Source organism: Photobacterium sp. GB-1, from assembly GCF_003026165.1.
Classification (GTDB): Bacteria; Pseudomonadota; Gammaproteobacteria; order Enterobacterales; family Vibrionaceae; genus Photobacterium.
The window spans coordinates 18,592-42,189 of record NZ_PYOB01000006.1 but is presented as its reverse complement, the minus strand read 5'-3'; the positions used below and the strand labels follow the sequence as shown (position 1 = coordinate 42,189).

Here is a 23,598-nt window from a genome sequence, read left to right as displayed (position 1 = left end):
CTATTGCGACAAATTACTGGCAATATGTATTTTGTCATTAATATAAAATATTGCCAATTTTTTCTTAATGCCTATATCATATAAACATGTATTATAACTGTTTGAATCATCAGTACTTCTATAACCAAATGAATTATATTCAGGCCTTCCTATTCCATTTGACAATAAAGACCATATTTTAGGGCAGTCCAACTCCCCCTGTTTCAATACAATAGGCCATCCTAATTGGGTATATTCAAACGCAATATCACCAACCTTGTCATAATGAGGCCTATTATTTAACTCCCAGTTCTGACGCAGGTTTACAGCACCTTGATACAAATTATTTCGGGTTAAATCAAACTGAAGCAACTTGGCATTTTTTTGCACTTGCTGCCATTCGTATAACAAAACACTTATTAATATAAATGTAATTATTAGCCATGAAACATTTTGTAACCTTTTTTTGTGCTGTAACTCACGATCCCTTAGCGACATCGAGCATTCCCCACATAGGCAAAAAGATACCTAAAGCTAATAACAACACCATACCTGCCACAACAACCAACATGATGGGCTCTATTCGAGCTGTTAATGTTTTTAAATCATATTCCACTTCACGATCATAAAAATCCGCGACTTCTAATAGCAACTCATCGACTTGACCTGTTTCTTCGCCCACGGCAATCATTTGTAAAACGAGTGGCGTAAACACCCCTGATTTAGTAGCGGTGCGTGAAATACTGCTACCGCCCTCAATCCCTTGCTTCATTTCAATCAAGCGGTTTTCTAAAAATCGGTTACCTAACGATTCCGCTGCCATTTGAATCGCTTGATTTAAAGGCACACCAGCACGGATCATTAAAGAAAACGTACGAGCAAAACGCGCCATTTGAGCACGATTAACAATGCTTCCCGTAATAGGCATACGTAAGCGCCAGTTATCCCACTTTTCAGCCCCTTTCGGCGTATTACGCCAAAATCGTATACCTAACCAAATAGCGACGGATACGCCAATCATCATCGGCCAGTAATGAACAAAAAAGTTCGATGTTCCAATCAACACTCGAGTTGGCCATGGCAGTTCAACGCCAAAGCGCGAGAACATCGACGCAAATTGTGGAATAACTTTGGTATTTAATATCCCCATTGCTATCACGATAGCCGTTAATACAAATGTGGGATAACGCATCGCCGACTTAATTTGTCGACGGGTATTCATCTCTTGTTCGTAGTAATTCGCAAGCTGTAACAATACCTGATCAAGACGACCCGTATTTTCGCCGACATGGATCATTGAGATAAATAACCGAGAAAAAACCCGAGGATGTTGCTGCATCGCCACTGACAACGCGCGACCATTCGTCAAATCAAGGGTTAACGCTTCTAGGGTTGTTTTTAATAAAGGATGACTCGCACTTTGCGATAAACCTTTAAAAGCCCGTAATAGTGGGACACCCGCTTTGGTTAAACTGTATAGCTGTCGACAAAAGATCACGAGAATTTCTAGCGGTAATTGCGCTTGAAACAAAGCACTTAAATCAAACGCTTGTCCTTTTGCTTTACCGTGCGTTTCTCGGATCTCAAGGGGGATCACACCTTGACGCAGCAAGAGATCGGCTGCGGCATTAGCATTTGATGCTTCAATCGTTCCCTGTTTTAATTGGCCTTTCTCACCGCGCCCTCGGTAGCTAAATACTGCCATCTTCGTCTCTACTACTAGTTAAGAACATCCAGTACTTCACCTTCACCAAGAAGCAGTACCTCATCAATGCTGGTCTTGCCTGCTAAAGCAAGCTCCATTGCTGATTCCACCAGCGGTTTATAGCCTTCACTCTTTCTCGCCAGCTGGGTAAATAGCACCGCATTATTTTGACGTAACGCATCCATCATATCTTGGCGCATCTCAAGTAATTCAAAGACACCAATACGACCTTTGTAACCGGTAAAGTTACAGCTATGACATCCTCGTCCACGACGGAAAACATGATTGTTGTAGAATGGGAAACGGGTTTCTAGCCACGCTTTTTGTCCCGGCTCTAAAGCCGCATCTTCACCACAATCACTACAAATACGGCGTACCAATCGCTGCGCTAATACTGCACGAACGGCACTCGCCACCAAGTAACCTGGCGCTTCCATATCGATCATACGCAGTGCACTGTCTACCGCATCGTTAGTATGAAGTGTCGATAAAACTAGGTGACCCGTTAATGCCGAACGCAAGCCAATTTCGACGGTTTCCTGATCGCGCATCTCACCAATTAAGATGACATCGGGATCCTGACGTAAAAAAGTGCGTAGAATAGAGGAGAAATTAAGCCCAATCTTGCTGTTTACCTGAACTTGGTTAACACGCGGCAAACGGTATTCCACCGGATCTTCGGCAGTAATGAGTTTCTTACCCGGCTTATTTAATTCGCTTAATGCGCCATATAGCGTCGTAGTTTTACCTGAACCTGTTGGCCCTGTGACCAAAATCATGCCATGAGGACGTTTTAGCTGGCGACGAAAACGCTGCACGATATCATCCGGCATACCGATTTCATCAAGGCTTAAAATACCGGCGGACTGATCAAGTAAACGCATTACGACCGATTCGCCATGTTGAATTGGCATAGTAGAAATACGCACATCAACCGAGCGGTTTCGTACCATCATGTTAAAGCGTCCATCTTGAGGCAGACGCTTTTCAGAAATATCGAGGCCACTCATGAGCTTTAAACGCAATACTAGCGCAGAAGAAATACTGCTCTCATCAATCAGGTTTTCATGCAGCACACCATCAATACGTTGGCGGATACGCAACACATCAGCATCAGGCTCAATGTGAATATCTGAAGCGCCCACTTGCACTGCATCTTCAAACAATGAATTGATCAGTTTTACAACAGTCACTTCTTCATTGTCGGCCTCTTCCATGCCGAATGTGAAAGTGTGGTGATCTTGGTGTTCTGCTTTTAATTGCTCTGCAAATGACGCAATTTCTTGAGTACGGCGATAGTAACGATCAAAGGCAGCCAACAATTGACGCTCTGGCGCAATCACAAGTTCAACCCGGTACTGGCTGAGCTGATCAAACACCGCCTCTTGCGCTGCTAAGTCAGCAGGATCGCTCATCGCAACACGAACCGTATCACCATGCCGACCTAAAACTAACGCACGCAAGCGACGCGCATTTACTTCTGAAAGTAAACCAACATGTTCGCTATCCACTTGCACTCGTGTTAAATCAACAAGCGGCACATCCAACTGACGTGCCAAAAACTGCAGCATTTGCTGTTCAGTAAGAAACCCTAGATTAATTAAGGTGTCACCAAGCTTACGCCCCGTTGATTGCTGTTTTGTCAGTGCTTGTTCTAGTTGTTGCTGCGTAATGATATTTTCATCAACCAGAAGGTCGCCTAAGCGTTTACGTAATCGAATTTGCATCGGCTAGCTCCTATGCGATTTTAATGCAACTAAACGCTGCTGAATAAATTGTTGTGATGACGCTGAGATATTACCTAGCTGTAACGCTTTTTGATAAGACTCACGGGCTTTTTCTGCATTACCACTCCGGTCTTGAGCAATCGCTAATCCCATCCACCAGCGACCATCAAATGACGCTAAACGCACTAATTGTTGATAACTTTGAAGTGCTACCACATTGTTATTTAATCTTTGTGCTAACGCGCCACGCATAGCTAAATACTGTGAATCCATGCTGCCACTTTTATCATTTAACACCGCTAATGCCGCTTGATTTTGGTTTTCATTGACCAATAATTTTGCGAGTGTTAAACGTAACTGGGGTTGATTCGGTTGCTTTGCTAGCCCTTTTTCAAGCGTCGCAATCGCTTCTCTTACATTGCCTCGCCCATAATACAATGCCGCCAAACGTTGCCTTGCCATGATCCAATCCGGTCGATAATTTAAAGCCGACTCTAAATTAATAACCGCTTGTTTACTGTTTTGCTGCTCTAAGGCTTTTTCTGCATTTAAGTATTCAACTTGCGCCAATTCTTTTGGCGTTAAAGAAACCGTTTGAATCGATAATTCACTTTTAACAGGTTTTGGCGCAGGTGGCTTTGACTGGACTTTATGCTCTCGCTCAACCGCAGCCAATGCTTTTTCATAACCGCTTTCATAGCCTTGATCATAAGAGCTTTGTAACTCTTTTTGTTCATTTTCACTTTCAAGAGATTCTTGAGCGACAGGCATATTCGTAAGCTCAGCTGTGACTGATTTATCAATACGCTTTGAATGTGGTTGTTCTGTAACAACTGCCGTTTTAATTTCATCTGATGCTACAGGTGTTTTCACTGCAATGGTTGATAACGGTTTAACTGATGCAATCTCTTTCGTCGTTTCAGGTTGATCAACAATAGGCTCTGCGGCTATTTCTGTTTGTGCCATGGCTGGTGTAACAACACTATCAGGTTGATTTAACCACCACGCCATACCGACAAATGCCATGGTGCAGCAACCAACAGTTACCCATTTCGGCCATGCTGATGTTGGTATAGGTGCTATTTCTGCTGCACGTAATGGAGAGCCCTGCTGTGATACAGAAGCGAGTTTTACTTGGCTCAACTCATTAAGTCGGCGATTTAATTCACTCATGAATGACTCCATCCCCACAATATAGGAAATGACCACTTAGGTTGTTTTGCACCAAGGGTATCCCGAATAGCCATGAGAACTTCTTTTTTACTAACGATATATTTTTGCTCACAAAAAGTGGCAAGTAAGGACTTATGGCATAGTTGATTGATCAATCGTGGTATGCCACCACTGGCATACCAAATTGCGCGGCATATCGACAAGCTAAACACCATGTCAGTATAGCCAGCTTGATACAGTCGGTGTTGTATATATGCAACGGTTTCAGCCAAGGTTAATGGCCGTAAAACAGCACGAAATGTGATCCGTTGACGTAATTGACGCAATTGATGCTGAGCTAATCGTTGATCAAGCTCTGGCTGTCCGAGTAAAACGATATGTAGTAGCTTTTCTTGTTCAGTTTCTAAATTACCGAATAAACGAATCGCTTCTAACGCATCATCTGACAACGCTTGTGCTTCATCGAGTAACACTACCACCGATTGACCATTCAATCGGCGAGTGATTAATTCATCCTGAATTTGCTCTGTCAGTAAAGCATGGTCACTATTGGGTAGTAGGCTTAATTCTTTTGCCAATGAACGCTTTAATTCTATTCCACTACAGGCTGGCGTCGGTAGGTAAGCAAGATCAAAATGAGTTGGCAATTGGGTCATCAACATACGACACACTAAGGTTTTACCCGTTCCTACCTCTCCTGATACCTGTGTGATCCCTTCGCCCATTTGTAGTGCTGCCAACACGGTTTGAATCGCTTCAATATGTGATGGCAGCGCATGGAAAAGAGAGGTATTCGGTGTTAAAGAAAAAGGCTGCTGACTAAAACCAAAGTGTTCGAGATACATGAATTACCCTTCTTCAGGGAACCATTCATTAATCAGTGATCGAGAGCGTTCAATTTCTTGTTTCCAAGTATTGTCAGTCACAACTGTCGGTTTAAGTAAGATCACCAATTCAGTTTTCTTTTTCACTTTATTGATATGACGGAATAAATTACCAATCCCAGGAATATCACCAAGCAGAGGAACCTTCGAGACTTGATCATTAATGCTTGATTTCATTAAACCACCAATCACCACAACATCACCTGTTCGGGCGTGGATGATTGAATCAGATTCGCGAATAGTACTTTTTGCCAACGGTAATACCATAGGTTTTTCAGTACCGACTTCAATCGTTTTCTGTTCATTCTGCACATCAACAACCGCTGGGTGAACATGTAATAAAACGCCACCTTGGTCGTCAATCTGTGGCGTTACGTCTAACGAAATACCAGAGAAAAACGGGGTTAATGAGACATCTGGCGAAACATTATTGTTATCACCTGAGACGTTGCTGCTTGAAACGTCTGTCACAAAGTATTCATCACCACCGACTTTGATCACCGCTTTTTGGTTATTTGCAGCTGTCACTCGCGGGCTAGAAAGTACATTCAAATCCCCTTGAGTTGATAAGAAGCTCATCACCGCACTAAAGTTACCATCTGAAATAGTAACGTTAGTTTGACCACCTAAAAGTTCTGAGATGGCATTACCACCGGGTAGTGCACCAGCAACAATATCTGCTGCATTTTCAACACCATTCACAACAATATTTGTACCACCAATGCTGCGCGTTAAGTTATTCCAATCAATACCTTGTTGGTAACTATCATCAAGTGTCACCTCCATGATTTTCGCCTCAAGCACGACTTGACGCTTTAGACGACGTTGAGACATGCCCAAGAACTCTTTAACTTCACGTAATTCATTAGGGAAGGCGCGAACCGAAATAAGACCCGCTTGCGGTGATACCATGACATTTCGACCATCACCAGAGCCAATCATGCCACTCACGACTTTCTCTAACTGTGTCCAAAAATCACTGTCCGAGGTCGTTTCAATCGTTGTGCCGCCCGTTGTGGTATTACCACCACTTGATGATGAGCTACTACTATTATCATCACCTGATGATGAATTATTATCGCCATCACTAATAGAACCGGAGGTAATAGAGGTTAATGACTTACCTTTACGCTGTAATTGTAAATAATCAACGGGGATCACTTCAGTCCGTAGCGTTGCAGGGAAAACCTGAATAATATTCCCTTTACGCGTCGTACTATAACCGTAAATATCAGACACGACATTTAGCACTTCATCGAGAGTGACATCATTTAATTTCATCGTAATACGGCCAGTAACACCAGGATGAATGACGATATTAAATGGCGTGCCTTTTACTAAACTGGTAAAAAATGCATTGGCTTCAACATTTTTAGCATTAACACGAAAACGCTTTTCTAACGAAGAATTAGCAGGGTTAATATTGCTATCAAGTGATGGCATAAGATCAGCATTGACCGCAGACGGTAGCTCCATTAACGGACGGCTACTCGCTTCATTCGCAGCTTCATTTAAGGCCTTCTTCACTTCAACAGGGTTTTGATGCCCCATATTAGTTGAACAGCCCGCTAAGGATGCAATGGTGATCCCTAGAAGAATTCGACGCATAATATTTAACCTTAATTCGTTCGTATATTTTCAGCAAATAACGCCAAATGCCACTTTTTGCCACTACGACTTAAAGTAACACTACTTTCAGAAACATTTGTCAGAGTGTAACCATTGACGCGTTCGCCAATGCTGACCACTTGACCACTTAAAATCACCGAGCACTGCTGACCATCACAAATAATACTTTGTAACTGTGGCAATCGTGCCTGTGCTTGGCTCGTTTTGGCTTTACTCGCCACCCAACCTAATGGTGCAGTAGGATCTTGAGCAGCATAAGCACCGAAGGCGCATAAACTTAAAAGTAAAGCTGCCATCCATGTCATTTTCTTATCCACCAATAAAGTCCTTACTCTCACCTAAGGTATACACTTCCAGTTCCACCTTTGCCCATGGATACTTATCAACCTGATAGCTCAGGCTTCGCCAGTAATATTTAACCGGTAATGCTTCCAATTTATTTAAGTAATTCACCACATCAAAGTAACGCCCTTTAAACGTTAAGCGAATGGGGTGAACAAAGTACCCCTGTTGATCACCACTCACTAGTTGGGATGACGGTAATGACGTCATTGACTCTAATTTTAATGCCGAGCTATGACGTAGAACTTGCTCTAGCAAGCCAGCCATTTGAACCGGCGTGATCAAACTACCAATTTTTGCTTCTAGCGCTTGTTGTAAGGCTTTATCTTCTTGCTGATATTGTGCCAATTTTTGGTTAATCGCTTTATCCGGATCTTGCTGTAATTTTCTATTTGCAACAATCAATTGATTTTGTGCGGTGATCACATCATTCTTGGTATCCACCAATGCTGTTTTAACCGTCTGTAAGGTCACCATTTGTGGCTCAATAATTAGCATATAGCCAATAAACAAGATGCCAAACCAACCTGTGATAGCAATTAACCATTGCTCACGCACCGACAAAGCAGCAAAACGCTGACTTAGCTCATCCCACTTGATCATTGTTCGCCCCCCTTAATGATGCTTTTACGCTCAGCTTGTAACTGAAAGGTCACGACATTTTTATCATTACGACCCAATGACATCATTTGGAAACGACGTTCAGCTAATGATGGATAAGTTTTAAATGCTCCTACCCAGCGAGGAACAGCATCAGGGTTACGTGCTAATCCACTTAAATCCATTGAAGTGCCTGAGACATAAATCTGTTGAACCGAGATATCGCTACTCGCCGCATCAGCTAACTGCTGTAACAATCCCGCATAGCCAACCTTTAAACTATCATCATGCTCTTCAATGACTTTAAGGGTGGCACGCTTTGCCGCGATTTCTTTTTCAAGCTCATGAGCGTGATTCTCTTTTAAAGGATCTGACAGCAATGCGGCAACTTGTACTCTGGCATGATCAAGTTTTTGTTGTTCAGCACTTAATAAGGATGTTTGTTGCGCTAATTTTTTTTGCTCAATCGTGTTCTGCCATGCATTCCAACCCGCCCACATCGCGAAAATGGCAATAAGTGCCACCCAACTGGCAACGATATTGGTGAGTGTCATCCACTGCTTAGTTGGCAGTAAATTGTCAGAATATAGATTGATTATCGCGTTTTTAGGCCGCTGTAATGCCGCCCAGCCTAAACGCGCAGCATTAGTATCAAGTAAAGGATCAACCTCTTGAATCGCCTCTACATTGATATTTAGACGTTTATTTAATTCTTCTGCTAAAGCTTGATTATCTTCGTTATCACAACTGATGATCAGCTGACTAATTGGATTATTACGTAACTGCGCACTAATGAAATCTAATGAACGTTGTAATTCAAGCGCTAAATTATCCAGCTGAAAACTACCACCATCCAGCGCTTGGCGATCAAATAACGGTAAAGTAAAACCACGTAATTGACGTTGAAAACACAGCATTTGTTCATTAAATGCAGTTAACTGCAGATTACCATCAACATCAGCATGGAGAATAAGTTGACTACGATTAGGATCAGAAAAGCGACTCCATGCAATGTCTTCTGTTGTGATATCCGAGACACGGCAACCACAATCATGACACGCTAAGACAACCTGAGTGATCAGTTGTTTTGATGCGACAAAAACCTGTAAACGATCTTTAGCTGTGGCAGGAAAACCATCAGCGACTAATTCAGACGGCGACTCATTGACTAAATCTTTGACTAAAAAAGGCAGTGCGGTTGACAGTTCATCAATACTCACTTCTGGTTTATCAATCACTAAACTTTGATATAAACCATGCCCTAGTACTAATTTTAAATCGGTACCTGAGAGTTGGTATTGTGTAATTAAGTTGCGTGCAGCATCGCTCCAATCAGAAACATTAGAGACCCCCATACGATCAACAATAAAATGTTCAGTTTTCGCTTGGACAAGGACAACCGTGTCGGTATAGAAAACCAAAGCAGCAGAGGGTTGAAAACTCGCTCGCTGAAAAAGCTTAGAGAATACGTATTTCATAATCGACCAGAAAAAGGCTATACATCCTGTATGATGCTTTTTTATTGATAAGGTTAGCAGCAGTTAATTACCGCCCCAATGATATACGATAAAATTATTGATAAACATCACTTAATTAATACTGTTTAAAAAACATTGAATTTATTAAAATAAAACAAATGGTTATTTTTTATAAAATCACATCTTCTTTGGCAAATAGACGACCTTGACCTGCAGAAACACCCAATTGTTTTAATATTTCCCATTCTTTATCGGTTTCAACACCAACAGCAATAATTTGAACATTTGAGTCATCACAAGCACCTAGCATACTTCTTACAAAAAGCTGGTTCTCTTGTCGTTTATTAATATCTCTCACAAGTCCTCGGTGCAATTTAAGGTAATTAACTTTTACCTCTTTAACGTAGTGTGTACTTACAATCGTACGTCCAGCTTGATCAACAGCTAGTTTACATCCAAGCCCTACTAATTTTTTTAATACCGGACGTAAGGCATCAAGGTTTTTGACTAATTGACTTTCAGATATTTCAAATATCACATGACCCAGTAATGGTCGTGGCAATTGTAATAATTCATTGAATAACCATTTCGTAAAAGATTTATCTAATAATGAATAAGCACTAATATTTATTGAGTAAACTTCTGGTGTTAATTCTCTTTTTAATAACGTGAATATCTGATTAATGACAGCGCGATCAAAACGTTGATTGAATCCAACTTGATTTACAATAGGCATGAAGAATGACGCTTTGATCAATTTTCTATGCTCATCTTGAATACGTGCAAGTATTTCTCGACTGATCACAATGTTATTCTCGGCATTAAAGATAGGCTGCTGATACAACAAAGGACCACCATGGGTTAAAATCCGATCAAACAACGTTCGCCAACGCACACTGCCTCGATCATCTTCATAATGGCTTTCCTTGGTAAAACGATTCCAACTGTTTGAGCCTTGTAATTGCGAGCTACGTAATGCGATATCAGCTTCATCCATAATACGACCTCGCCGCTCCCCACCTTCGAAGTCCGTCACGCCAATATGGCACCAGTTGTCTCGTTCCATTGATAATGGCGGAGACAAACGTTCGAGCGCATTCAATAGTTGATTAATAAAGAGTTTAATTTCTTTCGCTGATTGTTGTGGGATCAAAATTGCAAATTCAGCATCGTAGTAACGCGATAACATGGTGTCAGGGAAGCGCTGAATAAAATTAGACAGAATAATACTGACATCTTGGATAAATTCATCAGCAATTAACTTCCCTTCTTCAGAGACCACGTCATCCCAATCAGCCAAGCGTAACAAGATAACCGAGCCTTGATTATCAGGCTCTTGCAGCATGGACTTTAAGCGACTATCAAATAGGATACGATTCGCAGCACCTGTGAGTTGATCAAGGAAAGTATGGGTACGAATAAAGGTATCAAAGCGGCTACGCCCTTGGCGGGCATCTTTCAGTTCTTTTATTAATTGATCCATGGCTAAACTTGCCGTGCCAGGCCATTCATGATCATCACCCACCGCATAATCATCAACCTTTCCGGCTAAAATCATTCTTCCTCGCGTTTCTAATAATTCAGAGCCACGTAATTGAAGCTTTAACCAACGTACCCCTTGTACTAAACCAAAAATAACAATGCCGATAGCGAGACTAATAAATGACATCGCGCCGAGTGAATACGTAGACTCAGCATAAGGTGGAATAGATTCAATTGTCACTTTGTACTGAGGGTTTAGTTGAAGTTGATATTCACTGTCATAGAGAATATTAGGATCAGTAATCGACTCCATACTTTTATAGGCGTACACCACGCCATGTGGACTCGTTACCGTTAACCCCATGACATTACTGGATTTTAAAAGCTTAGGTAGCCAACGAGATAATGATGCGCCACCTTGAGGATCAGCAAGCTCTTGATCAATAACTTGAACAACACCGTTTAAATAATGGGTTAAGTAATCCTGACCAAGCTTACGAAAACTCAGTGCACCTCCGATGAAAATAACGAAGATGGCGCAAATAACAATCATTGTAACAAAAGCAACTAACCGATTAGTTAACTTCATCCCTGAGGCTTTTCTCATAACATCCTAACTCTACACACTATTATTCAAATCAATTTACTATTATCAGCTACAACTTATATAGTAGAGCACCATTATGAAGTGTTTTTCATTTTAAGGTTAATATATCCACAATATCATTCCGTCACGCGCTATTTTCATTTAACGCGATACGTTACATTGAGCAAAACACAATGTGTCGCATAATGAAACAATCAATCTCATATTATGCGTGAAAGAAACAAGGAAAGGTTATCACCATGGACTGGATCACCTGCACTAAAAGCTTTGTCGCTGTCATTCATCAAGGATCGCTTTCTCAAGCCGCGAAGTATCTTGATATATCAAACTCAGCCTTATCAAAACGTTTGTCTTGGCTTGAACAACAGCTTGGGGTTCCTTTATTAAAACGTACAACCCGCCATTTATCACTTACTGATGCCGGAGATGTTTTTTTTCAGCGAAGTCAAACGTTATTAGAACATTGGCAACAGCTGATCACCGAAACGACGGCAACTAATGAAAAGATGAGTGGCACATTACATGTTGGCGCCCCATTAAGTACGGGAAGTCATTTTTTGATCAATATTATTGCCGCGTTTTGTCAGCGATACCCCAATATCAATATTACGCTTCACACCATCACGCCAGGACAATTACCTGATTTAAATCTCGACATTATTATTTGTAGTGAAATCGATAATTTTAATTCTGCCAGTTATATCGCCACCCCCCTATTTTCAGATAATGCGAGATTTTACGCCTCTCCGTCTTATTTAGAGCAATATGATCCTATTGAGTCACCAGAGCAACTGGCACAACATAATTGCTTACTACTAAATCAGCATAATCACGCCCATGAATATGCCTTCGATAATGGGTTAACGCTACGCTTACAAGGTAATTTCACTACCTCAAATCCAGAAATTTTAATCGCAAGTGCCGTCGAACATATGGGGCTAATATTAATCTCACCACAAAACGTACAACGAGAGTTAGCCCATGGTTTACTGATCCCTGTTTTAACGCATTTACAACTGCCCCAACAGACGACATTTGCCTACTACCTAAAGTTGAACTATCAACACACTAAAACGAAATGTTTTATTGATTTTATAAAAAAAAGCGCCTGACTTATCATTATCAAGATATAAAAAAAGCAGCGTTAAACGCTGCTTCTTAATATTCAATGATTATTTTATACATTTCCTAGAATGGGATATCGTCGTCAAAATCCATTGGTGGCTCATTGTACTGCTGCTGAGGCTGTTGAGGAGCCTGCTGCTGTGGTGCTGATTGCTGCTGCGGCGCATAGTTCTGCTGAGGAGCAGGTGCTGAAGCCGGCTGCTGAGGCTGACCCCAATTATTGTTTTGCTGTTGGCCCCCCATTTGCGCTTGGCCGCCTTGGTTTTGACGACCACCAAGCATTTGCATAGTACCGTTAAAGCCTTGAACAACCACTTCTGTTGTGTACTGATCTTGACCTTGCTGGTTCTGCCATTTACGCGTCTGTAATTGGCCTTCAATGTACACTTGTGAACCTTTACGTAAGTATTCACCAGCAACTTCTGCTAACTTACCGTATAAAGCAACGCGGTGCCATTCGGTTTTTTCACGCTGCTCGCCAGTATTTTTATCACGCCATGATTCTGATGTCGCAATAGTAATATTTGCTACTGCACCGCCATTTGGCATGTAACGAACTTCAGGATCATTTCCTAAGTTACCGACTAAGATAACCTTATTTACGCCACGACTGGCCATAGTTCACTCCAAATCTGATAGCGTACTATTGGTTTCTAATAGCCGCTTATTGAAAGTTTATACTCAATCGCGCAGTTTATCACGCTAGTAGAATTTTTACATAGTCCAAGTACAACGCAATAAAAACGGCAATCACAATTTCAGCGGATATCAGCTAAATATCTTTACCTCAACTGGCGCAAAATGTTGTGCTATTCAAATATGTCAATTTTCTGACACTTTCACAAATTATCGCGTTATCCTATATCGAGATAAAACAATAGTAGTACAAATCAAGGATAGCTAAATCATCACTCATTGTGATATCAGGACAAACTACCACTATTGAAAATTATAAAATTGTAACCCTATGATTTTGCAGCTACCATTGACTTACTTTTAATGCCATAACTTAGATGTAACAAACACCAAGTAAAGTGTCAGAAATAGTTAATGTGATACCTTTTTCTGACGTTTTAAAGCTAATTTCAAAGAAAAGACAACAAAATGTCACTCTAGCGTTAACACCACAAGCACTTTGGGAGCTTTAACCTAAGGGCGGTAGCGTAAAAAATAATCGAAACCTATCATATAACACACGCCTCAGAGTCGTAGGCTTATTCATTTTTAGTATCTAATTTAGAGAACACAAAAAAGACATGCGTTTAAAAATAGTACTTCTATTATTATCAAGCTGTATGACTTTTTCTGTATGGGCTAACCCTTTACATGTAAAAGTAAGTCCTTTTATCTTCAGTAAATATTTAATTAACGATAATATTACCCAAGTAGCCAAAAATCCTATTTCGTCTCCTGTTATAGAGCTAACGCCCGGATTTATTATTAATGGTGAGAAAAGTACCAATACTTATGATCTTACCTACTATGCTAAGAAAGCAACGTTCTTAAACAGTGAACAAGATAATTTTATTGATCAAAACTTAGAATTAGATATTGAGCAGCATTTTACAATGCGTAATAAAATAAAGTTCAAATATCAATATATACAATCACATGACGGCCGTTCCGACATTCGCGATGATCTTCTTCCCTATGTAACTGAACCGGTTAAATACGATGCGCAGCACGGCATGCTTGATTACATATATGGGGCACAATGGGCACGAGGGCGATTAGAGTTTGGTGCTGGTTTTAACACTAAGCGTTTTAAGAACTACCGATACTTACCGGCGCCTAGTGATTTATCTTCGACTCGTTTTGATGACTTCAATGATCTATTACTGGAAGGTCAATTTACTTACCGCCCTTCCGATGTGAGTGCGTTTTTTATCCGAATAGAAAATCAAGATCGTACTTATCTCTATAATCGATTTGAAGGTAGCACTCTTGATAACAATACGAGCTATTTCTTTTTGGGATCGAAATTAGGCATCAATAAAGATACCAATGGTTCACTGATGCTTGGCTGGCAAAATAAAAGCTTTGCTCAAGCCGATCGTCCAACGTTTAGTGGCTTAACATGGCGAGGTGATTTCGCTTGGTCACCAGTAAAACGTTCAACATTTCGATTAGAGACAAAACGAGAAATTCTCGACCCTGATGCCAAAAACGATTATCGCAAAGAAACGTATTACGATTTTTCATGGAAACACTTTTGGCTTAACCGACTGTACAGCGAAGTTAAGGCAAACTATTTAACCGACGAATATACCAGTGGCCTTCGAACCGATAAAACCACAGGCTATGAAACCTCTATCGGGTATGTCTTTAGAAATTATTTAACCTTTGTTACTGGATGGACAAAAGAAAGTAATCGCTCGACCGTCCCTATCAATGATTACGACCAAAATATTGTCTACTTTTCTGCTAATTTTAAATTGGATTCGCTATGAAAAATAAATTAAAAGCGTACTTATGCTTGTTTTTATTTGCCTTTGTTCCCCATGTTTATGCGGCACAAATTGATACAACACATTACCAACTGTCCCCCGGTGATAAGATCCAAATAAAAGTCTATGGCGAAGACAATTTATCGTTTGATGAAATCCTGATTCCTGACAGTGGCCAAATTAATTACCCTTACCTTGGCGCTATCACATTAAAAGGTCGTACCTTATCGCAAGTTAAAAATGAAATCACACAAGGATTAAAAGGTGACTACCTTCTTAATCCTCAAGTGATGGTAAATCTGCTGAACTTCAAACAAATTTATGTGGGAGGTGAAGTAAGAAGACCAGGTGGTTATGAGTATCAACCGAATCTGAGTGTAGAAAAAGCCGTTGCACTTGCTGGCGGTTTTACCGATCGCGCTGACACGGATGACATCACCATTAAAGATGCTGACAACAAATTAAAAACTGACGATGCCAGTGTCAATATGGAAATTCAACCTGGCGATATCATTGTCGTTGGACAAAGCTTTTTCTAATTTTTATAGAGTTAAATTAATATGTTATTTAAATCACCAGAAGAGTTGGTTGTAAAAGACGAAACGATTAATTTCTCTAAATATTTTAATCGCATCAAAAATAATTGGCAGTGGATTGTGTTACTGACCGTGGTTTTCTGTACTGTCGTTTTTTTGAAGTCTCCATTAGCAACGAACTCTTATTCAGCAACATCAACATTAATGATTGATGCAACACCACTAAAACCGATTTCATTGCAAACTTTGCCCAATTACGATCCTACGCAAAAAGAATTTTATGCCACACAATATGCATTATTGCGTTCCAATGTGATTGCCGCAAAAGTGATCTCGAATTTAGATCTCACGAATAATGCTGCGTTTATGGGGACGGATGCATCACAACACGGTTCAATAAAAGCCAGAATTAAGCAATGGCTGATTGATTTAAAACAGCCTTCTGATGGCAGTGTAAGTGTCAATGATAGTTTGACTCACACCACACCAGAACAATTAAAAGCATTGCAGATTTTTGCTAAAAACTTATTGATCACGCCTGTTGCTAAAACCCAATTAGTAATGGTGACGTACACCTCTAAAGATCCAACTTTAGCAGCCAATATTGCTAATGCTGTAGGTCAGGCTTACATCAATTATTATGTCGATATTAATGAAGAGACAAATAAAAAAGCCTCTGACTGGTTAACCTCACGCTTAACCGAATTAAAAGCGCAACTTAATACTTCAGAGAAAAAACTCACTGACTACTTAGCCAAAGAGAAATTGGTTAATACGATTGCGGTTGATGAACTTGCTAATAGTGAATTGATTAACTTAACCAATCGGTTAGCGGCAGTAACTGATAAACGCTTACAAACAGAGTCCCTTTACACCACACTAAGAGGTAATCGTCATCTTAGTTACAACCAAATAGATTCAATCAGTGAAATCTCTAATCACCCACAAATTCGAGACATCACTAACGCGGAAACAGATGCTGAAAATCTGGTTGCAGAGCTATCAAAACGCTACGGTCCTAAACATGAGAAAATGCTTGAAGCAGAATCTCAACTAAGAGCTATTCGTGCGCGCAAAGATCGCATGCTGACACGTTTAGTTGAAGGTATTCATAAAGAACTTGAAAGCAACCAACGTCAAGAACAAGATCTCACCGCTGAAATAAACAAGAAAAAAGAAGAGTTCCAATCACTTGCTGTTAAAAAGTTACATTATCAGTCACTTAAACAAGAAGTGGATACCAATAAGCGGCTACTTCAAGCTTTTCTTGATCGCCAAAAAGAAACACTTGCAACAGATAACTACAAAGATTCTATTGCCCACTTTACGGACTACGCACTAAAAGCTTATCCGTCAGGCCCTAATATTAAAAAGAATGTTTTGATTGCAGGTATTGTTGGCTTTGGCTTAGCACTCTGTATTCTTTTTGCTATCCAGTTTTTCGATACCACGGTTGAATCATCAGAAGAGTTTGAACGTTACTTCGCACTCTTTTCATTAGGTGATCTCCCGTTTGTGAAACGTCTAGCGAAAAAGAAAGGTCCTATTGATGAACAAACGCTAAGTATCAAAGAAAAACCCGCTTTCTTTGAAGGGATCCGTAACATAAGAACCGCATTGAATTTAGCATTAACCCCAGATCAACGTACCGTGATGATCACATCCGCATTAGCCAATGAAGGAAAGACTACACTTGCTGTTAATCTGGCACAATCATTAGCACAAACAGAGAAAGTGGCATTGATCCATGTCGATCTTCATAACCGTGGAACGGCACTATCAACACCGAAAGGATTAAGTGAGCTGCTCAATAATACGCTTTCTATCAATGATATTATGGCGAAATCTCACCTCGATAATTTGCTTGTCATTAACGCTGGTGAGCCCGTTTCCGATCCCCAAGAGCTGCTTTCATCATCGCGTTTTAATGCCATACTTGATGAATTAAAACAGCATGTTGATAAGATCATTATCGATACACCAGCAAGCCTTATTAGTAGCGATGCCTTAATTGTGGCAAAAATATCAGATGTAAATCTCTTAACTGTCGCTGCGAATAAAACCAAACGTAATGACATAGAGCAAGCGATACATAAGTTCAGTGCATATGGGATCAATATCGATGCCGTTATGATCAATAAAGTGATGTAACCGCTATTTAAAAAGGTTTAGCGGGCGGTTAACTCTCTGTTATTCGCTCGCTTTAAATAATAACGATGCTTGAAATTAAAAAAGATACTGCAATAGGTATTACTGCCTCTTTCCTTATCACTTCTGCACTGGTTTGGAATACCTTTCTAGGATCGGTGGCCGCCCTATTATTTATTCTTGTCGGTGGCACCGTTATTATATTCCACCTTCACCGAACATTATTAGGAATCCAATATAATTGGATGGTGATGGTCTACCCGATACTCGCTTTGCTTTCCGTATTATGGTCACAATATCCAGAAGCGACATTTCGCTCATCAATACAATTTATTTTAACAACTATGATAGGTATTGCCGTTGCCTATAACATCAAAAAAGAACAGTTCTTTGTCGGCTTATCAGGCAGCGTCATTATTATTATGGCGCTGAGCTTAGTCTCTCACCGGGTAGAGACGAACGGTATGACAGGAGAAACCGTTTTAATTGGTTATCTTGGTAGTAAGAACTTTTTAGCACAAACCGCTTCGATTGGTTTTTTCGTGGGATTTGGTTTGTTTTACACCCTAGCTAAGAATAAAGTCGAAAAGATTATCGGGCTGTTGTCGATCGTCTTTTCTATTGCTGTCCTGTTAAAAGCCAAATCTCTGGGGGCGACAGTAACGTCTTTTGGCTCTATTTTTGCGTGCTTTTGTTTATATCATTTCTCCAATTTTGCGATCACCCAACGCGCACAAAAAGCGACCGTTAATCTGCTTTATTTGCTCGCTATGTGTGTCATCATTTTTGTCTATATCATCTTTGGCACTCCTGAATTTAACCACTTCATGATTGAAATCGGGAAAGATCCAACCTTAACCAGCCGAACACTAATTTGGGCTGAAGGGGATAAGGCCATTGCCCAAGCGCCCATTTTAGGTGCTGGCTATGATGCTATATTCCAGATTGGAAATCCGATCGGCGATGCGGTGTGGAAAATTGGTTTAGTACCACCAGGGGTGGGATTTAACTTCCATAACATGTTTATCCATTGGACAGTACATTTCGGTTATGTCGGCCTCACCATCTACCTTTTGATACTGGCACGACTGCTTTATAACATTCGTTTAATTGCCTGCGGACACTTTCAAAAAAGTGATTTCATTCCCGTTGCGTACTTTGTGTTTTTCATATCAAGAAGTGTGCTTGAAGTTGACTGGTTTGCCCAATTCACCCTCGCACATGTCATGTTTTGTTTTTGCTGGATTGAGCTAGAAAGTAGCGCTCACAAAGCAAAAAGATTAAATAATAAAGGTAATATTTCATGAAAACAGTGGCTATTTTTGGTGGTTCCGGTTTCATTGCTTCCCATTACATCAAGAAATTTATTGCTGAAGGGGTGAAGGTTTATTCGATTGATATTCGCGAGCCTAAAGTGCGTCACGATGAAGTTACTTACATAAACCATGACGTTAGAAACCTCAATGATTTAGTGATTGATGAGCCTATTGACTGTATTTACAACTTTGCTGCGATTCACACCACACCAGGGCACCCCACTCACGAGTATTACGAAACCAATATTGCAGGGGCTAATAACGTTTGTCAGTTTGCTGAGCGTAATAATATTAAAGAAATCGTCTTTACCAGTTCAATTTCGCCATACGGTCCAGGTGAAGAGCAAAAAGATGAAAATAGCCCATTAACGCCAAACTCAGCCTATGGCTACTCGAAAATGTTAGCTGAACAAATCCATAAAGCATGGCTTGAACGCAATAGTGAGCATCAACTGACTATTGTTCGTCCTGCTGTCGTCTTTGGCCCAGGTGAAGGCGGCAACTTTACTCGCCTTGCAGCAATGATGCGTAAAGGCTTCTTTGTCTACCCAGGTCGTAAAGACACCATTAAAGCCTGTATCTATGTGGAAGATTTGATCTTTGCCATTGAAGTGGCACGTGCAACAGACAATAACTTTGAATTATTTAACGGTGCTTACCCTGATCGTTATACCCTAGAACAAATCATAGAGGCATTTAAAGCAGAGCACTTTCCAGACGTTAAAGTCTATATGGTGCCAAAATTTGTGGTACTTGGTGCGGCTAAATTACTGCAATTGGTGAACTTTCTAAACATAGGTATTCACCCTGACCGCGTGATGAAGTTGATCCGCTCAACCAATGTTTACCCTGGCTGGTTAGTTGAAAACCACATAGAACTACCAGGCAACCTACAAACAGCGTTAACACGTTGGTCTAAAGACACTGACGGTAAGTTCGACTAATTACCGCGCCAATGCGGCAAGTGTTCTCACTTGTCGTATTATTTTCCAGAGAGCCTTTCTCTTAGATACCAACATCAAAGAACATCCCTATGTCTAAGTCATCCATATCCGGTATGTTGTGGCTGTTTTCCAGTAAGCTATTTCCGCCGATCATTAACTTCGCTGTATTTACTTATACGGCAAGAATACTGGCTCCAGAAGACTTTGGTTTAGTCGCCCTTGCACTATCCATCATCTATATTATTTCAAGTTTTCTGCCCTCAGGCTGGCAAAGCGCGATTGTTAAATACCACGAGTTTGGCAAGCGCGAATTTAGTACCATTTTAGCGTTTCTTAGTTTATCGGGATTCGCTTTTGCACTGATCGCTTGTTTTGTTATTTCCTTAAACCTTTTTAGCTTTCAGTCTCAGGTATTTAATCTCGCTTTCTATTTAATGGCGATAAAAATGCCCTTTGATGCGGCAGGTCATACCCTCACGTTTATATTAGTTCGTGAGCAAAAATACAAAGCCTTGGGCTACCGCACTATTTTAGGTGCGATGGTTTCAGCTTTGACTATCCTCAGTTTGCTTTACTTTGATTTTAATATCTGGGCACTGGTGTTATCACAAACTATTATTTCGATTTTCAACTTGGTTGCTGTCTACATTCCGACTCGTAAAATGTTGGGCTGGTCATTCCGCTGGAGCTTAATTAAAGAAACGTGGGAATTTGGTTTATATAACACCCTAATCACAACCGTTGAGAGCATTTCTACCCACTTTGAATCTTTTGTGATTGGTAGCAACATAGGTAAATACGATTTAGGCTTTTTCAATATTGCCAAACGCTTATCGAATATCATCAACGATATCTTAACTGGCACGTCTTATGACATGTCATTGCCGTATTTATCCAACAGCCAAAACGATCAACAAAGTTTACAACGGGCGATCCGCCAAGCTTTATTCATTACAGGGGCGATCACCTCTCCACTGTTCGTATATGGCTTTATCTATTCTGAGACGATCTTCAATTTCTTGTTCTCAGAAAAGTGGATCACCTCGGCAGGTTATTTTCAGTTTTTCTGTATTGCATTTTTGTTTATCTCTTACAGCATGATCAACAAAACTGCGATCATCGTGACGAACCGATCTCGCTTGTGGTTTAGAGTACAAATGATCATTGCGGCTATTTATCTGCCGACATTGTACTTTGCCTCAACCATTGATATTCATGCAGTACTGTGGAGCTTCTTAGGTGTTAATGCACTGTATTTCTTCACCTCGACCTACTTGGTGACCAGTGAAATTAACACCTCGTTTTACCGCTATTTAAAAAGTTTATGGCCTATTTACACCGCATTAGGTATTACTGCATTCGCTGCGATGAATCTGCCTTTAATGCCGTTTACTCACGAGTTTTTCAATTTGTGCTTTAGCGCCATTCTCTTTTTAAGCTGTTATATCGTGTTGTTGCTCCTATTCTCACGACACTTTTTATCGATTGATTTATCCAATAAAAAAATCACCTTCCGCTAGTGATTTCTGCTTTTTAACTAAGACTTAAAGGTTATATTTTGAGCTGTTTAATTATCATTCCTTGTTTAAACGAAGCTGATCATATTGGTGATCTTTTAACGCATTTTTCTCCATCATTAACAGACAACAGTAAACTGGTTGTGGTTGATGGTGGCAGCCATGACGGCACGCAAGAAATCGTGGAGCGTTGGTCTGAAAAAGATGATCACATTGTATTGCTTCACAACCCAGATAAGATCCAAAGTGCTGCTATGAACTTAGCGGTGGATCAATTTGGTGACGATTATGAATACTTCATTCGTATTGATGCTCATGGTCAGTACCCAGATGATTTCATTGCGTCTTTACTCAGTGAAGCAGAAAAACACCAAGCGGATTCTGTTGTCGTCAGTATGTACACCGAAGGTCACACGCCTTTTCAAGTATCAGCGGCTATCGCGCAAAACTCCAAATTAGGTAACGGTGGCTCACCACACCGCAATGCACAAAATGATGGTAAGTGGGTTGAGCATGGTCATCATGCACTAATGAAAGTATCGGCATACCGCGCGGTAGGAGGCTATGATGAAACCTTCATCGCCAACGAAGATGCAGAATTAGATAAGCGTTTAACCGATGCGGGTTACAAAATTTGGCTAACGGGTCAAACGGACATGACTTACTTCCCTCGTAAAACGCCAGAATCGCTATTTAAGCAATACTACAACTATGGCAAAGGTCGTGCCGCCAACTGTATAAAGCACCACACGATCCCGAAACTGCGCCAGTTGATCCCATTATCAGTGGTACCTGTATTACTCATGGCGTTATTGCTTAGTGAGTGGCATTTTATTTTTGCTCTACCCGCTCTATTGTGGATCGCCGCCTGTTTACTCGTCGGCGCGACGGGTAAGTCAGATCAGTTCCCACTCAGTGCTAAGCTTTCAGGGATCCCAGCCATGCTCATGCACTTTGGTTGGTCACTCGGTTTTTGTGCAGCCTTGCTCTTCCCAGCCTTCAGAAGGAAGCCTGTTCATGATTGATCCTAATGTAATTACGATCGGTTTATGTACATATCATCGCCAAGAAGTTACCGACACGCTCGATAGCTTGGCGAAGGTCGCGATCCCCGACGGTAAACAAATACAGATCGTGATCGCTGATAACTCGGTGGACGCTAATTCAAAAGCCTTAATCGAAAGCTACGCCGAGCAGTCACCATTAGCGATTCATTATCTCCATGCGCCAGCCTCTAATATCTCAATTGCGCGTAATGCTTGTTTGGAGTGGGCACTCAATCATAGTCAATATTTGATCTTCCTTGATGACGATGAATTTGTGGTAGAGAACTGGCTAAGCGCCCATCTTGATACCGCACAACGCGAACAAGCAGATGTGGTGATAGGCCCAGTACGCAGTATTTACCCAGAGCAAGCACCTGAATGGGTGAAAGCGCTCGATTTACAATCAGTAAAAGAGCCAATCATCGCACCAAGTGGCAAGATTGAAACCGCCAACTCCGGTAATACCTTAATCAACCTTGATTTTATTCGACAGCACCCACTGCGCTTTGATTTGGAATACGGTTGCTCTGGCGGTGAAGATTCGATTTTCTTTCGTCAGTTAACGATGAAAGGTGGCACCATTGCCTTTTCTCAGCAGGCAGAAGCCTCTGAGCATGTACCACTAGCACGCACCGAGTATGACTGGCTGTATCAACGTCGTTTTCGTTGTGGGCAAACCCACGGCAAGATGTTACTACTCGATAACGCGAGTACCTTCAATCGCTTAAAACAGACATTCCTCGCTGGCGCTAAAGCAGGATTTAGTTATGTCTATGCGTTGCGCTTTATAAATCAAGAAACCAGCCAAAAGTATTTTTGGAAGTTGCGCGTTGCCCTACACCTCGGCGTGGTAAGTGGTTTATTAGGCAAACAGCACCTCACTCAATACGGTGACACTCACTGATCTTGTTCG

Annotated in this window: 20 protein-coding genes; 9 read left to right on the top strand and 11 right to left on the bottom strand. The window is 40.9% G+C overall.

Annotation, left to right across the window (positions count from 1 at the left end):
* The 10 genes from C9J45_RS08475 to csrD all read right to left on the bottom strand — a co-directional run bounded on the left by C9J45_RS08475 (position 1) and on the right by csrD (position 11,606).
* Positions 1-477 (bottom strand): hypothetical protein, encoded by a 477-nt coding sequence (locus C9J45_RS08475; protein WP_107206509.1) that lies wholly within the window; start codon positions 475-477, stop codon positions 1-3.
* Positions 458-1,684, bottom strand: a complete 1,227-nt coding sequence (locus tag C9J45_RS08470) for a type II secretion system F family protein (protein ID WP_107206508.1) — start codon at positions 1,682-1,684, stop codon at positions 458-460. Before C9J45_RS08470 ends, C9J45_RS08475 begins: the two co-directional genes overlap by 20 nt.
* A 14-nt stretch (positions 1,685-1,698) precedes the next feature.
* A complete protein-coding gene (locus C9J45_RS08465) occupies positions 1,699-3,411 on the bottom strand; it encodes a GspE/PulE family protein (protein WP_107206507.1) in 1,713 nt (570 codons plus the stop codon).
* Positions 3,412-3,414: 3 nt separating this feature from the next.
* Entirely contained in the window at positions 3,415-4,584 is a 1,170-nt protein-coding gene (locus tag C9J45_RS08460) for a lipopolysaccharide assembly protein LapB (protein ID WP_107206506.1), read from the bottom strand.
* Positions 4,581-5,429, bottom strand: coding sequence for an ExeA family protein (locus C9J45_RS08455; RefSeq protein ID WP_107206505.1), 849 nt, complete (start codon positions 5,427-5,429; stop codon positions 4,581-4,583). Before C9J45_RS08455 ends, C9J45_RS08460 begins: the two co-directional genes overlap by 4 nt.
* Before the next feature lie 3 nt (positions 5,430-5,432).
* On the bottom strand, positions 5,433-7,076 hold the full coding sequence (gene mshL / locus C9J45_RS08450; protein ID WP_107206504.1) for a pilus (MSHA type) biogenesis protein MshL: 1,644 nt from the start codon (positions 7,074-7,076) through the stop codon (positions 5,433-5,435).
* Positions 7,077-7,087: 11 nt separating this feature from the next.
* Positions 7,088-7,414, bottom strand: a complete 327-nt coding sequence (locus C9J45_RS08445; RefSeq protein ID WP_107206503.1) for an MSHA biogenesis protein MshK — start codon at positions 7,412-7,414, stop codon at positions 7,088-7,090.
* Entirely contained in the window at positions 7,407-8,042 is a 636-nt protein-coding gene (gene pilO, locus C9J45_RS08440) for a type 4a pilus biogenesis protein PilO (protein WP_107206502.1), read from the bottom strand. The genes C9J45_RS08445 and pilO overlap by 8 nt, the downstream gene beginning before the upstream one ends.
* Positions 8,039-9,517, bottom strand: a complete 1,479-nt coding sequence (locus C9J45_RS08435; RefSeq protein WP_107206501.1) for an MSHA biogenesis protein MshI — start codon at positions 9,515-9,517, stop codon at positions 8,039-8,041. Before C9J45_RS08435 ends, pilO begins: the two co-directional genes overlap by 4 nt.
* A gap of 169 nt (positions 9,518-9,686) precedes the next feature.
* Positions 9,687-11,606 (bottom strand): RNase E specificity factor CsrD, encoded by a 1,920-nt coding sequence (csrD, locus tag C9J45_RS08430; RefSeq protein WP_107292426.1) that lies wholly within the window; start codon positions 11,604-11,606, stop codon positions 9,687-9,689.
* Between the two features lie 239 nt (positions 11,607-11,845).
* Here csrD and C9J45_RS08425 point away from each other — a divergent pair, with 239 nt between their 5' ends.
* Positions 11,846-12,718 (top strand): LysR family transcriptional regulator, encoded by an 873-nt coding sequence (locus tag C9J45_RS08425; protein ID WP_107206499.1) that lies wholly within the window; start codon positions 11,846-11,848, stop codon positions 12,716-12,718.
* Between the two features lie 76 nt (positions 12,719-12,794).
* Here C9J45_RS08425 and C9J45_RS08420 read toward each other — a convergent pair whose 3' ends face one another.
* Positions 12,795-13,349 carry a single-stranded DNA-binding protein gene (locus C9J45_RS08420; RefSeq protein ID WP_005371054.1) on the bottom strand — a complete coding sequence of 185 codons (555 nt, stop codon included), beginning with the start codon at positions 13,347-13,349 and terminating at the stop codon, positions 12,795-12,797.
* 638 nt (positions 13,350-13,987) lie between these two features.
* Between C9J45_RS08420 and C9J45_RS08415 the strand changes: the two genes are divergently transcribed.
* From C9J45_RS08415 to C9J45_RS08380, 8 genes are all read left to right on the top strand, one after another.
* On the top strand, positions 13,988-15,181 hold the full coding sequence (locus tag C9J45_RS08415; RefSeq protein WP_107206498.1) for an outer membrane beta-barrel protein: 1,194 nt from the start codon (positions 13,988-13,990) through the stop codon (positions 15,179-15,181).
* Positions 15,178-15,717, top strand: a complete 540-nt coding sequence (locus C9J45_RS08410; RefSeq protein ID WP_107246278.1) for a polysaccharide biosynthesis/export family protein — start codon at positions 15,178-15,180, stop codon at positions 15,715-15,717. Before C9J45_RS08415 ends, C9J45_RS08410 begins: the two co-directional genes overlap by 4 nt.
* 21 nt (positions 15,718-15,738) lie before the next feature.
* The gene (locus C9J45_RS08405; RefSeq protein WP_107292425.1) at positions 15,739-17,865 is read left to right on the top strand and encodes a polysaccharide biosynthesis tyrosine autokinase; all 2,127 of its coding nucleotides are present in this window, start codon (positions 15,739-15,741) and stop codon (positions 17,863-17,865) included.
* Between the two features lie 65 nt (positions 17,866-17,930).
* Positions 17,931-19,169, top strand: a complete 1,239-nt coding sequence (locus C9J45_RS08400) for an O-antigen ligase (protein ID WP_107260258.1) — start codon at positions 17,931-17,933, stop codon at positions 19,167-19,169.
* Entirely contained in the window at positions 19,166-20,122 is a 957-nt protein-coding gene (locus tag C9J45_RS08395) for an NAD(P)-dependent oxidoreductase (RefSeq protein WP_107206494.1), read from the top strand. The genes C9J45_RS08400 and C9J45_RS08395 overlap by 4 nt, the downstream gene beginning before the upstream one ends.
* An 89-nt stretch (positions 20,123-20,211) precedes the next feature.
* The gene (locus C9J45_RS08390) at positions 20,212-21,642 is read left to right on the top strand and encodes an oligosaccharide flippase family protein (protein WP_107206493.1); all 1,431 of its coding nucleotides are present in this window, start codon (positions 20,212-20,214) and stop codon (positions 21,640-21,642) included.
* A 38-nt stretch (positions 21,643-21,680) separates the two neighbouring features.
* A complete protein-coding gene (locus C9J45_RS08385) occupies positions 21,681-22,664 on the top strand; it encodes a glycosyltransferase family 2 protein (protein WP_107287260.1) in 984 nt (327 codons plus the stop codon).
* Complete coding sequence (locus C9J45_RS08380; RefSeq protein ID WP_107260262.1) at positions 22,657-23,589, top strand: glycosyltransferase family 2 protein; 933 nt, start codon at positions 22,657-22,659, stop codon at positions 23,587-23,589. The genes C9J45_RS08385 and C9J45_RS08380 overlap by 8 nt, the downstream gene beginning before the upstream one ends.
* The last annotated feature ends 9 nt before the right edge of the window (positions 23,590-23,598 follow it).